Below are 13,860 nucleotides of genomic sequence, written 5' to 3' on the forward strand. Positions count from 1 at the left end.
CACCACCCCGAACGCCTCCTCGCCGAACCAGAATCCGAGCCCGAGGATGGGTTGGCGGGATAGCGTCGCCGCTTGAGTAGATTGGTGCGATGAGCAATCCGACGCTGCGTGCGCTGTCCGAGCTCCCTCTCACACCCGCACCTCTAACCGAGTCGACGCTCGTCCTGATCGACTGCCAGAACACCTACACCTACGGCGTCATGGAACTCGAGGGCGTGCAGGCGGCGCTGGACGAGGCAGCGACCCTGCTCGATCGTGCGCGGTCGGCAGGAATTCCCATCATCCACGTCCAGCACTCGGACGGCCCCGGCTCGCTCTACGACATCGAGGGCGAGAGCGGCGCCATCGTTGCGCGCGTCGCCCCGCGGGACGGCGAAGCCATCGTGGTGAAGCAGTACCCGAACTCGTTCGTGGAGACGGACTTCGACGAGAAGTTGAAGGCGGTTGGGGCCGGCAATCTGGTGATCGCGGGATTCATGACGCACATGTGCGTGAACTCGACCGCACGCGGCGCCTTCAACAACGGTTACGCGCCGACCGTGGTGGCGGCTGCTACGGCCACCCGATCGCTGCCGGGCCCGGACGGCGAACCCGTGTCCGCGGCGGCGATCCAGTCGGCGAGCCTCGCGGGCATGGGTGACTTGTTCGCCGTCGTGGTGGCTGGCGGCGCGAGCGTCCCCGACTGAGAATGAACCAATGACCCAGCCATCGACGCGCATCAGCCGCCTCAGCGAGTATCAGGACACGTCGCGGAGCGCCCTCGAAGCACTCCTGGACAGCACGCCGCTGGCCACCGTCGCCCTGATCCGCGACGGCCATCCGGTGATCTTTCCGACCGGGTTCGCACGGGTCGGTGCCGACCTGGTGATCCACGGCTCGACGGGTTCCCCCTGGCTCAGGGCCTTGGCGACGGGATTGCCTGCGGCGGTATCCGTGACGACCCTCGACGGCGTCGTCGTGGCGCGAAGCGCGTTCGAGTCGTCATTCCGCTACCGCAGCGCGGCGGTCTTCGGTTCCTTCGAGAAGGTGGCCGACGCCGACAAGGTCGGTCTGCTCGAGACCCTGACCGACGGGTTCATTCCCGGCCGGGTGGCGGAGCTCCGACCGAGCAACCGCAAGGAACTCGCGGCGACGTTGGCGCTGAAAATGCCCATCGGCGAGGACAACTGGTCGCTGAAGGTCAGTGCGGGCTGGCCCGAGGATCCCGAGGAGGACGTCGCCGCGGATGCCTGGGCCGGGGTGGTGCCGATGACGGTGACCTACGGCGAGCCGATGTCTGCCCCGGATCTCACCGCGGGGATTGCGGTGCCCGACTCGGTGCGGGCGATGGTCGAGCGCTCAGTCCAGTAACCCAGCGCGCCGGTAGAGGTCCGTGGGTTCGGGCTGGCCGGTGTGGTGATGAACTTGACCGCAGATTGAGAACGGCTTCATCGTCGGCCGGGCGGGCTTTCCGGTTTGCGAGGACCAGGGATACCGCGACCGAAAGATGGCCCTTGAGGGTGCGGACGAGCCATCTCGTTGCGGTCGGCCCGGCCAGCCGGTGGCCTGGGCGCTTCGGCCGATCGAAGGGGCGGATTACCGGGCGGGCGCGGTTGGGTGGGGGGCGCCTGTAGCCGGAGGATCCGGCTGCCGATCCGCACGGATGCCTCGGGCGGCCACATCGCAGGTTTCCAGGCGGTGAGCCGGGTCCAGGATTGCCGACCCGATTCGCGTAGGAAGACGCCGTTGGTTGAGCCCCGGTCGATGATGAGCACCTCGCCGTCGAAGCGTCGGATTTCCAAGTGGGCTCGGGACATTTCACCACTACGGTCTTCGATTCGTACCGGGCGAAGTCCGCGCTTGACGGCATCCGAACCGTGGGGATCACGGCCGATCACGCAGTCTCGGTCGAGTTCGATTCGGGATTTGTCGTCAAGGATGATGCGTGCCGGCCCGATCCGGACCGTCGCGGCTGTGGACAGCGTGTCCCGACCAGCGGGCGTGGCCACCGCGCTCGTGGGGGCGGACGCTGGGGTGGGCGCGGGCGGGGCAGCTTCGGGTTCGGGCGTGGGGGCGGATGCTTGAGTCGACCAGATGACGGCGCCTTGCCCCGGCACGGTTCCTGCCGCGAGCGTGTATACACCGGTCCGCTGCGCCGGGCCGGGTGGCCGCCCGCCTGTTTCGTTGACTGTGACCAAGGTTGCCACCGCCGGTGCCGGCAGGGATCGGTGTAGAACACTCGGCGCGGCCGTGCCGTGCACCAGAGTTCGATCCATGCCGTCATCGAGAGCTACGGTGACCGCGCCGCACAGGTACACGTCCAGGCCGGCGGCATTGGGCGTGACGATGCCGAAGTCAACCGGGGCACGGTTTCCAATGGTCAGCTGCGAAATTGCGTCGGTCAGTCGGTGACCGTCGTTGCCTTGCACGATCTCGACCAGCGCCGACAATTGCCTTGCGGCGAGAGACTGTGGCGACAACGGCTCCGCCCCGCGGTGGGCGACGACGATTACGGTGTCGTTGGCCTTGGCCACCAGATGTCGGCCAGGGATGACCTCGACCTGGGTTGTCGCGGCGGCGGCGGCCGGAGCTTCGCTTATGCCGATGCGGGCGTGAAGCCGCTTCAGCGGACCTGGCGCCCACCAGTTGAGATCGCCGGCGAGGCGCAGGAACGCCGGCACCACGACACCTCGGATCAGGGTGGCATCGATCACTACGGCCAGCGCCGTGCCGATGCCAAACATCTTCATGAAGGACAGCCCATTGGCGAAGGAGAGCAAAGTGATGGTGAGCAGGATCGCGGCGCTACTGATGATCCGGCCCACCCGGCCCAAGCCGACGACGATCGCTTCATTGTTCGACAGCCCCCAGTCGCGGGCTTCCTTTATCCGGCTCAGAAGAAAGATCTCATAGTCCACGGAAAGGCTGAACGCGATGCAGCAGAGCAACACCACCATGGACAGATTCAGCGGCGCGGGAGTAATGCCGAGTATCGAAGCCAAGTGCCCGTACTGAAATATCCAGACCATCGTCCCGAGCACGGCGCTGAGGACCAGCAGGTTCAGCGCGAGTGCTTTTATCGGCACCACGATGCTGCCGGTGAATAGGAACAACAGCACGAACGTGGAGACTGCTATCAGCGCAATCGCCAAGGGCAGCCGGTCGGCGACGGCGGCGCGGCTGTCGATGAGTGTGGCGGTCGGACCACCGACTTCGACTTGGTGGTCGGCGATCTTCGCACGGACGTCCCGCACGAGTTGTTGAGCAGAGTCCGACTCCGCGCCGACCGATAGGTACACGAATGCGTAGGCGCCGCCGGACTGTCCGTTGGCTGGTGGCGGGCCCGCGATCCGCTGGCCATGTTCGAATCTGCCAATGGGGCCGTCGACTCGAACCACACCGCTCATGAGCGACACCGGTGCGGCAAGGTTGATGAGCGCGTTGGCGTCGTTGCGGGTCAGCAACGTGACCGCCTGCGAGGTGTCTACTGCGTAGTCCTGGCGCAAGGATTCGGCCACCAACCGCGAGTTCGAGTCAGACGGCAGGGCGCGTTCGTCGGGCGTGGCGAGTTGCACGCTGAGGAAGGGAATGCCCAGCGCCAGCAACAGTGCGACCACCGGCAGTGCGTACAGCACCGGCCGTCGCGTCACCGCCTGGGCGCAACGTCGCCAGAACGCGGAGTCCGCCGAGAGCGGAACCTTCCGGCGCACGATGGTAAGCGCATCGATCCGTTTCCCGAGCACAGCCAGAAGCGCGGGCAACACCACGATCGCGCTCAGCGCCGAGAGAATGACGACCGCAGTCGCGGTCAGTGCGATCGACCGCAAGAAGTAGGTGGGGAACACCAGAAGACCAGACATGGCCAGCGTGACGGTCGCGGCGCTGAAGATGATCGTTCGACCCGCGGTGGTGACGGTCGCGATGATGGCCTGTTCATGGTCCTTGCCGTTATCGCGTTCCTCGCGGAATCGCGACACCATCAGCAAGCCAAAATCGATGGACAATCCGAGACCGAACGCGGTCGCGACGGTGAGCGCGTGCACCGATACATCGGTGACGCTGGCCATGATCACCAACACCAACACTGTGGTGACGATCGACGTGACACCGACGGCCAGCGGCAGCAGGGCGGCGACGAGACCGCCGAAAACGACCACCAGCACGGCGAGCGAGATGGGCAAGGCGATGCTCTCGCTGATGACGAGATCATGATTGACTCGGTCGTCGATCTCTTTCTGCACGGCGAGGGGGCCGCCTGCGCGTACTGCGACCGTTGCGTCATCGGGGGGCAGGCTATCGATGATCCGGCTCGCGGTTTTGGCAGCTTCGTCGGTGGTCCCGCCCACGTGCACCAGGATCACGCCGGAGTGCCCGTCCCGGCTACGCAAATCGGTGGCCGAATCCTGCCTGAACGATCCGATTACCTTTGCTGACGGTTCGGCCTCGATGAGCTGTCGCGCCTGATCCGCGTCCGCCCCGACATAGGGATTCTCGACAGTGCCGTCGCGGGCGATCATCTCCAACACCAGGTTGGGCGTGGTGCCGAAGTTCTGGTCGAGGTAGTCCGCCACCTGTGACGATTCCGAGGCTGGATCGGTGAAACCGCCGACACCGAGCTTCTCGGATACCGTTCCGCCGAAAACGATCCCGAGGCCAACCAGAGCCAGGACGGCGATCAGGACCACCTTCGCCCGGTGCACCGCGAACACCGCCAACCGATTCAGCATCTTCTGCTGCCCGCCGCGAGCGCCGACAGCATCGGCCGGAGGGTGGCGCACAGCTCCGGTCCGTCATTGAGGTAGAAATGCCCGCCCCGCAGGATCTGCACAGAGAACTCACCGGATGTGCGCGAACGCCATTCGTGTAGATCGGATTCGCTCACTAGCGGGTCGTCGCTGCCGCCAAAGGCATGGATCGGGCAGCGCAGCGGCGCTATCCCCGTCTCCTCATCGGTCCAGCACAACCGCAAGTCGGTTCGAATCGCTGCAACGGCGTTGTCGCGCAGCGCGGGCCATTCGGCCAGCTCCGGCGGTATCCCGCCGAGACCAGACAGCATGGCCGCAAACTGGTCATTGTCGAGATGTTCCGCCCCGGGGATCGGTACCGGAAGGTGCGGTGGCAAACATGAAGACACGAGTATTGCGTGCGGCAGTGGGGAACCCGCTGCCGCGCGCAGGCACGCCAACCTATACGCCAGCAGTGCGCCGAAACTGTGGCCGAAGAACACATGTGGACCATCCAGTGCCGATCGCAGCTGCTCATCGACCTCGTCGACGAGCTGTCGCAGCGTCGCGAATCGCGCACGGTTCGCAATCTCGACCGGTACTACCTCGATCCGAGGGCCGAGCGCTCTATTCCAGGCATTGAACATCGCCTTGCCGCCCCCGGCGTGATGGAAACAGAACAGTCGCACCGGCTCACGCGCCTTCCGACAGGAGTTCACGCTCCTGCGCATGGATCTTAACTGAGCTGCGGACCTGCGCCTCGGTGTTGCAGGCAGCTGCCCGTGAAGGATTGATTGAGCCCGTCGCATGTGGCTTTGTCGGTGCAGGCGCCGCGGCGAGGTAGCGCGTCGGGTGATGATCAGACCGCCGGTTGGTCGCACCGCAGCGTCGCCGGCGTCTGGCTCACGCGCCATCCGAGAGGAGCTCAAGCTCCTCGCCAATCGCTTTCACCGTGTACCGGATCTGCTCCTCCGAATGGCAGCTGGTGATGAAGAACCGCAGGCGCGCTTGATCTTCCGGTACAGCGGGGTAGATGATCGGGTTGGCGTTGATACCGCGCCGAAGCAGCGCGTTCGACAGCTTGAGTGCTATCTCCGAGCTGCCTACGATGCACGGGATGACCGGTGTGCCTTCGCTGTCACCGGTGTTGATGCCGGCCTCGCGGGCCAACGTCAGGAACAGTGCCGACCGCTCGTGAAGCCGCCGCAGGTGCTCGGGTTCGCTGCGGATCGTGCGAATTGCGGCTAGTGAACCCGCAGCGGTGGGCGGTGGCATGCCGACGCTGTAGACGAAGCCCGGCGTCGTGTACTTGAGGAACTCGACGAGCTCCCGGCTTCCGCCGACGTAACCGCCGCAGCCCGCCAACGACTTCGACATCGTGCCCGACCACAACTCGACGTCGGCGCGGTCGACGCCGAAGTGTTCGCCGATGCCGCCGCCGGTCGCGCCGAGGACGCCGATGCTGTGTGCCTCGTCGATCATGAGAAGCGCGTGGTGCTTGCGCTTCACTTCGATGAAGGCAGGCAAGTCGGGGATGTCGCCGTCCTGGCTGTAGATGCCCTCGATGATGATCAGCACCCGGCGGTACTGATGACGGATGGTGGTGAGCAACTCGTCGAGGGCGGCGTGGTCGTTGTGCGGAAACGGCCTGCGCGTGGCCCCGGAGAGCTTGCAGCCCTGCATGATGCTGTCGTGCGCGAGGCCGTCGTGGATGACGAGATCGCCTTCGCCGAGCAGGTGCCCGATCACGGTGACGTTGGTGGCGTGGCCGCTAACCAGAGCGATCGCATCCTCGGTGCCGAGCAGTTTCGCCAGCTCGACCTCGAGCTCGCGGTGGACGGGCTTCTCACCGGAGATCGGGCGCGACGCCGAGCACGAGCTACCCCATCTGCGCACCGCGTCCGACACCGCTTCCGCCACCGCGGGGTGGCCCGACATGCCCAGGTAGTTGTAGCTGGAGAAGTTGATCACCTCGGCGCCGTCGATGATCGAGGTGTCGCGGGTGACGCCGTCGTTGACGTGGAAGTAGGGGTTCTCGACGCCCAGTGCGGCGCCGAAGGCAAACCGGTCGGCCAGCGCTTTGACCTCCTCGAACTCGGCGATCCGGAATTGTGGGGTCACCGGGGCGACGTCCGGGGCGGCTGGCGCGGCGCTCGTCGGCCGCACCTGCCCGCCCGCCATGGCGATCACGTCGGCGATGGTCGTGTCGGGGCCGAATCCTGCTGGATCGAGCTCTACGCCAGGAATCTTGCGGGTGAGCCCGCTGAACACGTCGGCCACCATGATCGAGTCGAAACCCAGGTCACCGGTGATGGTCTGCGTGGCGCGAAGGTTCCCTTCGGGGAAGCCACTGACCCGTGCGATCTCGCCGCGCACGATGGCCATCGCGTCGTGTGCCGTCGTCGGCGGTGCAACCTCGGGCGAGGTGACAGCGGGCGGGCTGCCTTGCCCGTAGGTGGCGAGTACGGCGGCCTGCTCGCGGAAGAGTGCGATGAGGTTGTCCATGGTCGATTCCTTGGCTGGGTGTGTGGTGGTGGCGGTGGCCGCGATCGGCCTGTTCTGTTCCTTGCTAGATGTCGCCGCCAGCGCGGCTCCGGTGATCCAAAATCGGTTGGCAGTGCTGAACGAGTAGCCGCTGAGCGGGTGCGCCACCTGAGAATCTTTGGGGTACAACAGATTCCAGTTGGGGTTCAGGCCGCCGCGATACAGTGCGACCACGGTTTCGGCCAGGCCGGCGGCGACGGCCACTGCTGGCGGCGCGCTCTCGTGTGCCCGCGTGATCATCTGTGCGAGTGTGCGTTTCGCGCCGAACTCGACGAGATGCGTTGGCTCGGCCTGTATCGCCTCGGCTGCCGCGTCGGCGAAACGGACGGTTGCGCCGACGTGCGCCGTCCAATAATCCGCGTCCATGGGTTCGTCGTCACCCAGCAGCCTGCCGTGCACCGTCGAGAAGATCGGGAACGCGGGCAGCTCGAAGGCGCACTGTGCGGCGATCGCGGCGAACTCTGCGGTCATCGGCTCCATGAGCTGCGAATGGAAGGCGTGCGACACCGTGAGTTGGCGCACGGTGATCCCCGCTTCGCCCAGGGTGCGCGCAGCGTCCTCGATCGCCTCCGTTGGGCCAGACAGCACCAGTTCGGTTGCACCGTTGACGGCCGCGAGGTCGAGTGGGAGCCCGGCCACTTGGCGTTTGACGCTGTCGACGTCTGCACGGGCCGCGAGCATGCCGCCGCCTGCTGGCAGCTGCTGCATGAGGCGGCCGCGGGCGACGACGAGACGGCAGGCGTCCTCAAGGCTGAACACCTCGGCGATGGCGGCGGCGGCATACTCGCCGATGCTGTGCCCGAGCAACCAGGCTGGTTCGGCACCCAGTCGAAGCAGTGCCTGTGCCTGTGCGTACTGCAGCGCGAAGATCGCAGGTTGGGCGAACTCCGTGCGATTGATGCCTTCGTCGTTCATGACGTCGCGGATCCGCACCCCGAGGTACGGCATCATCGCCGCCTCGACCTCGTCGAAGGCGTCGCGGAACACGCCGCTGCTTTCGTACTGTGTCGACGCCATACCGGGGTATTGCGTTCCCTGGCCGTTGAATAGCCAGCCCACCGACATGCCCGTCGCGATGCCGATTTCGATATCGCCTCGCAGGGCGGCGATGGCCTCGGCGCGGTCCGCGGTGACGAGCGCGAACCGGGCCTTGCCGGTTGCCTTGATCTGGTTGGTCGACCAGCACAGCTGTGCCAGCGGAGCCGTGCTCTCCTCGATGTCGGTTGCGAGTTGAATGGCATTGAGGCGCAGACTGTCTCGATTGTCTGCGGACAACGTGAGGATGCCCCAATCGGATGCGCCGTCAATCGTGGCGGCAGGCTCTGTTGCCGGGGCACTGGCGAGCACGACGTGGCAGTTCGTGCCACCGATACCGAAGCTGGAGACGGCTCCGTACGCGGTTTCCGATGGCAATGCCATCGGTTCTGAGAGCAGCCGCAGTCCGCCGTCAGCCAGCCGAAGTTGAGCGTTCTCGGTGTCGGCGAACCGGGACGGTGGTACCACTCGGTGGTGCAGGCTCAACACGCACTTGATCAGGCCGGCGATACCGGCGGCGCCCTCGGTGTGCCCGAGGTTGCCCTTGATCGAACCGATCGCGCAGGGCTGGTCCCGCCGCGAACGGTGGGCGTGCGCAAGGGCTTTCGCCTCTATCATGTCCCCGAGGAGGGTTCCGGTGCCGTGTGCCTCGATGAAGTCGATCTGCGCGGGCGCGATCCCGGCGGCCGCGCATGCCGTGGCGACCACCTGCTGCTGCGCCCAGCGGTTCGGCGCAGTGATTCCGTTGCTGCGACCGTCGCTGTTGACCGCGCTGCCCTCGATCACCGCGTAGATCGGCAGACCCGCGGCGACGGCGTCCGCCAGCCGGCGGAGCACGACGACGGCGACGCCCTCGCCTCGCCCGATGCCGTCGGCCGAACCACTGAACGGCTTGCAGCGGCCGTCCGGAGCTGCCAACCCGGCCTGTGTGTAGAACGCATTCAGGGCGGGAGTCAGGGTGAGATTCACACCGCCGGCAAGCGCCTGGTCGCACTCTCCGCTGCGCAGCGCCTGGGCGGCGAGATGGACCGCGACCAACGATGAGGAACAGGCGGTGTCGACCGCGAGGCTCGGGCCCTTGAGGTCGAGCTGGTAGGACAGCCGGTTTGCGGTCATGAAATAGCCGTTGCCGGACCCGGTCTGCGCCGTGATCTGGCGGAAGTCCTGCATGTGCAGGTGTGCCCATTCATTCGCCATCACGCCGACGAACACTCCGGTGTTGGAGCCGGCTTGCCCGCGTGGATCGAGTGTGGCGTTTTCCATTGCGCGCCAGGCAGTTTGCAGGAGTAGGCGCTGCTGCGGATCCATCGCCTCGGCCTCGCGCGGGGTGATGCCGAAGAAGTCGTTGTCAAAGGCATCGGCGTCGTCGATCAATCCGCCTGCGCGGTGGTTGAGGGTGCCGTCATCGTTGAGCGCGGCCGCATCCCACCGGTCCGCCGGGATCTCGTCGATCCCGTCAGCGCCGTCGAGCAGCAGCTTCCACAGGGCGGCCGGATCTTCTGCCTTCGGGAAGCGGCAGTCCAGGCCAACGACTGCGATGTCGTTCATTTGGAGTGCTCCTCGTGGATGATGTCGCTCAGTTCGCCGTTCAGGAACGCCGCGCGCATCGATGCGCGCTGCACCTTTCCGCTGGTGGTGAGGTGGATTCCAGAATGGTTGACGAACACCACGCTGGGTGCAGGGACCTCGAAGCCCCGCGCAACGGCGATCTTCAGTGCGCTGGCGAGCTCGGCGTAACTCAGGCCGTCGAGCAACCGCGTCTTGACGGCCTGGATCACCACGAGACGTTCGGCGTCGTTGACGTCGACGGTGATCGCGACCCCGCGAGCATCGACGAAGGCCGGGTGCACATCGTGGACGAAGTCTTCGATGTCCTGCGGATAGAGGTTTCGGCCGTTGACGATCAGCAGGTCCTTGCAGCGGCCCGTGACGTAGAGCTCTCCATCGTGGAGCAGGCCAAGGTCGCCGGTGCGCAGGTAGGGCCCGGTGCCGTCGGCGGTGTGGGCACCGAATCGTTCGAGCGTCTGGGCAGGACGATTGTGATATCCGCTGGCGACGCTCGCGCTGCGTAGCCAGATCTCGCCGACGTGGTCCTCCGTCAACTCGGCCAGGGTGTCTGGATCGACTATGCGCAGGTCGACACCTGATCCCGGCTCGCCGGAACTCACCAGGCTGGTCGCCCGGCTCGTCGCTGGCGTGTAGTGGTTCTGTTCGAGCGCGTCGGCGTCGGCGTCGAGGTATCGGGGCATGCCGCGGCCGACGGTGGCCAGCAGCGTCACCTCGGCCATGCCGTACCCGGGGCGCATCGTCGTCGGCGAGAATCCAACCGGTGCGAGCAGGTTCTCGATCCGCTCGATGGTCTTCCTGCGGACCGGCTCGGCACCGTTGAGGGCGACCTCCCAGGTGGAGAGGTCGAGGCCGGTCAGCTGCTCTGGCGTCAGCCGGCGGGCGATCAGATCGTAGGCAAAATTCGGTAAGGCAGAAATGGTTCCGCGGTAGTCACTGATCGCCTTCAGCAGTCGGACCGGTTGCTTCAGAAAGGCCATCGGCGACATCGTGACGAGGTTCGCGCCGGCGAAGAAGGCGAGCAGTCCGCCGATGAGGCCCATGTCGTGAAAGTGCGGGATCCAGCCGACGAGCACCGAGTCGGCGTCCACGTGGAGGGCTTCGGAGATCGTGGACTCGTTGTCGAGCACGTTGCCGTGGGTGACGGCGACGCCCTTGGGGTCGCCGGTCGAGCCGGAGGTGTACTGCAGGAAGGCGACGGTGTCGGCATCGATGTCGGGCACCGTCCACGAGTCCGCGTCGGCGAGCCGAGATTCGTCGGTGGCCATCAGCGTGAGTGGGATGTCGAGACCCAAGCCCTCGATACCGGCGGCGAGCAGGCCATGCAGCTTGGTGGTGGTCAGCGCCAGGCTGCTGTTGGCGTCGCGGAGGATCCCGGCAACGCGGCTCATGCTCCGCTGGTCGTGGGGGAGCGGCGCAGGTATCGCCACGACTCCGGCGTAAAGGCAGCCGATGAACGTCCGCCAGAACGCAATACCCGGTTCGAACAACAGCAGCACCGGTTGTGCGGCCTCCGGCCGCGAGCCCAGCCACGCCGCAACTTCGCGGGCATCGCGGTCGAGGTCGCCGAAGGTCACCACGTCCTCGACGAGGCCTCGTCCGGATTCGGAGAGATACGTGAAGGTGCGGTTATCGGCGTGAACTGCGAACTGGGTCTGAAGGTGTGAAACGAGGTTCTTGTTCGGAGTGTCGATCATGATGTTCTCCCCCTGCGGTCATCGCGATTGGGCGGCCGCTCTCATGGCAAGCAGAGCGCACCTTGGGCCAGCTGGACGGGTTTTCGGCAAGATCTTCCAAACCGCTCGGCGGGCGCTTCGGCTGCGCTGCCATCGGCTCGACGGCGGTGGGTGGAAAATGCCTCTTGAATTACTGAAGTAGACGGGCAGCAAAGCTTGCCGACAAGCGGTCTAGGCCGACGACCGCGATGTCGACCACCTACGCCACGGCCTCTTGCTGCTCACCCACGGTCGTGCTGATGTATTCGGCGATGTGGGACAGCGTGGGGTAGTCGAAGATCATCGTCGGGTCGACATCGATGTCGAAGCGCGCCTCGACGTCGCCGACGAGGCTGAGCGCGTGGACCGAATCCACACCCATCTCGGCGAGCGGAACCATGAGGTCGATCGTGGTGGCCGGAACCTCCAGGTAGGAGGCGAGTTGAGTGGTGAGCCAGCGGAGGATCGAGCGCCGGTTTGCGTTCATTTTGGGTGCTCCTGAGATAGTCCGTTTTGCAAGTCGACGAAAGTGTCCGACGGGCGACTTGGCGGATTCTTGGAGTGACCCGCTAACCTCGTGGCTCGGCGGGGCAGGGCCCGAGCCGATCCCGCACGCCTGCTGCGACGGTTACGCGCGCCGCACCCAAAGCGCTGGGGGCACCAACTCGTCGTCGCTTCGACGGTGTATGCATCGTGGTGCGCGTTGAAGCCGCCCAGATCCATCCGGCCGATGATCTGCCTCAGGTGGAGTCGGGCGCCTCGCCGGGAGAGATTTGGACGGTGAATCGGTGGCCGCCGATGCGGATGACGTCACCGTCGGCCAGCGTCACGCTGCCGCGAATTCGCTGATGCTGTACCTCGACTCCATTGGCCGACCGCAGATCGTTGACCACGAAGCTGGTGCCGGTGTCGATGATCACGGCGTGGTGCCGACTGACCTTCTGGTCGTCGAGAACGATGTCGTTGTCGGGGAGTCGCCCGATCCCGGTGGTCACCGTGTCTAGCGGATAGCTCCGTCCCGAGGCGTCGCGAAGGAGAGCGTGGTGGGATGTGCCTGAAACAGGTTTGCGTTGTTCGAGGACGGTGACGATGGACTGCGCGTCCGCCCTCGCGGTCTGTTGCACATCCAACCGCTCCTGCCGCAGGATCCGCTCGTGCAGGCGGCGTACCGAGGGGCCGGGGTCGATCCCAAGATCCTCTGCAAGCGTGGTTTTCAACCGGCGATACGCATCGAGGGCATCGGATTGACGCCCGGCAAGGCTGTACGCCGTCATCAGCTGTGCCCACAGCGGCTCTCGATAGGGCTGTTCAACGATCAGCGCTTCAACCTCACTGACCACCGAATGAGCTCGCCCGCAAGCGATTTCGGCTTCTACCCGCACCGTGTGAGCTGCCACCTTGTCCTCGATGAGCGCAGTGGCGAACGCATCGACGAACCGGAAGTCACGCAGATCGTCCAGTACCGGTCCACGCCACTGCGCAAGCGCGGCTGACAGCTGGTCGCTGGCCTGTTCAAATCGACCGGCAGCGGCCGCTTGAACTCCGGCCGTCTTTTCGATGATGAATCGGCCAAGATCACAGGCAGCCTCCGGCATGCTCAGCCGATACCCAGGTGGCGCATTGGCCAATACGGTGCGCGGTTCGACCCCGGCCGTGCCGAGAAGCCGACGCAGGTTCGACACGTAGGAGTGCAGGCTGGTCCGCGCTTCCGGTGGCGGCCGGTCCTCCCATGCCGCACTGACCAGCGACTCGAGTGAGACGGGGCGGTTGCGGTTGATCACCAACATCGCCAACACCGCTCGCTGCTTGGGCGTGCCCAATGGCACACTCGTGCCGTTGACGCTCATCTGTAAGGGGCCCAGCACTCCGAAGCCCAGACCAATCTCAGCCACCGGCCTCATTGTGACCGAGTCTGCCCGCTTCCGGGCGGTAACCAGACGCGGTAGGAGCAGAGCAAGCGACTACGCCCGCTCTACGAGAAGTCCAAGGCCTCTATCGTCCCGACCCCACCTTCATGGCTGGGCCGGTTTGCGCCACCGATGCAGTACACGGTGTCGCCTACCGTGGCGACCACCGCGGCGTGACGCGGGGTCGGCAACGGCGCCAGTCTGGTCCATTTCCCGCCGGCGATGTCGTACATCTCGACCGCGTCCAGCACCTGCGTCGGTTCCTCGCCACCGACCGCCACGATCCGGCCATCGATGAACGTGGCGCCGTAGCTCCCGCGCGGAGTCGGCATGTCCACCAGGGGGGTCCAGGTATTCGATTCGGGATCGAACCGGTCGAACGCGGCGGAG

At 65.7% G+C, this 13,860-nt stretch carries 9 protein-coding genes; 2 read left to right on the forward strand and 7 right to left on the reverse strand.

What is annotated here, in order from left to right; all coding sequences use genetic code 11:
- Positions 1–89: 89 nt before the first annotated feature.
- Positions 90–686 (forward strand): cysteine hydrolase family protein, encoded by a 597-nt coding sequence (locus tag QOD90_RS14515; RefSeq protein ID WP_526350838.1) that lies wholly within the window; start codon positions 90–92, stop codon positions 684–686.
- 10 nt (positions 687–696) lie between these two features.
- The gene (locus QOD90_RS14520; RefSeq protein ID WP_526350840.1) at positions 697–1,350 is read left to right on the forward strand and encodes a pyridoxamine 5'-phosphate oxidase family protein; all 654 of its coding nucleotides are present in this window, start codon (positions 697–699) and stop codon (positions 1,348–1,350) included.
- A gap of 77 nt (positions 1,351–1,427) precedes the next feature.
- Here the strand turns inward: QOD90_RS14520 and QOD90_RS14525 are convergent, their stop codons facing one another.
- The 7 genes from QOD90_RS14525 to QOD90_RS14555 form a co-directional block, all read right to left on the reverse strand.
- Positions 1,428–4,706: an MMPL family transporter gene (locus QOD90_RS14525; protein WP_526350842.1), complete on the reverse strand. Its 3,279-nt coding sequence runs from the start codon at positions 4,704–4,706 to the stop codon at positions 1,428–1,430.
- Positions 4,700–5,617, reverse strand: a complete 918-nt coding sequence (locus tag QOD90_RS14530) for a thioesterase II family protein (protein ID WP_526350844.1) — start codon at positions 5,615–5,617, stop codon at positions 4,700–4,702. The genes QOD90_RS14525 and QOD90_RS14530 overlap by 7 nt, the downstream gene beginning before the upstream one ends.
- Complete coding sequence (locus tag QOD90_RS14535; RefSeq protein ID WP_526350846.1) at positions 5,607–9,830, reverse strand: type I polyketide synthase; 4,224 nt, start codon at positions 9,828–9,830, stop codon at positions 5,607–5,609. The genes QOD90_RS14530 and QOD90_RS14535 overlap by 11 nt, the downstream gene beginning before the upstream one ends.
- Positions 9,827–11,545, reverse strand: coding sequence for a fatty acyl-AMP ligase (locus QOD90_RS14540; RefSeq protein WP_526350848.1), 1,719 nt, complete (start codon positions 11,543–11,545; stop codon positions 9,827–9,829). Before QOD90_RS14540 ends, QOD90_RS14535 begins: the two co-directional genes overlap by 4 nt.
- 238 nt (positions 11,546–11,783) lie before the next feature.
- Positions 11,784–12,050: an acyl carrier protein gene (locus QOD90_RS14545; protein WP_526350850.1), complete on the reverse strand. Its 267-nt coding sequence runs from the start codon at positions 12,048–12,050 to the stop codon at positions 11,784–11,786.
- A gap of 253 nt (positions 12,051–12,303) precedes the next feature.
- The gene (locus tag QOD90_RS14550; RefSeq protein WP_526350852.1) at positions 12,304–13,464 is read right to left on the reverse strand and encodes a BTAD domain-containing putative transcriptional regulator; all 1,161 of its coding nucleotides are present in this window, start codon (positions 13,462–13,464) and stop codon (positions 12,304–12,306) included.
- Positions 13,465–13,535: 71 nt separating this feature from the next.
- Positions 13,536–13,860: Kelch repeat-containing protein (locus tag QOD90_RS14555; RefSeq protein WP_526350854.1), on the reverse strand; the 325-nt coding region annotated here is incomplete at its 5' end.

It is taken from the genome of Mycobacterium sp., assembly GCF_032161845.1.
Taxonomy (GTDB): Bacteria; Actinomycetota; Actinomycetes; order Mycobacteriales; family Mycobacteriaceae; genus Mycobacterium.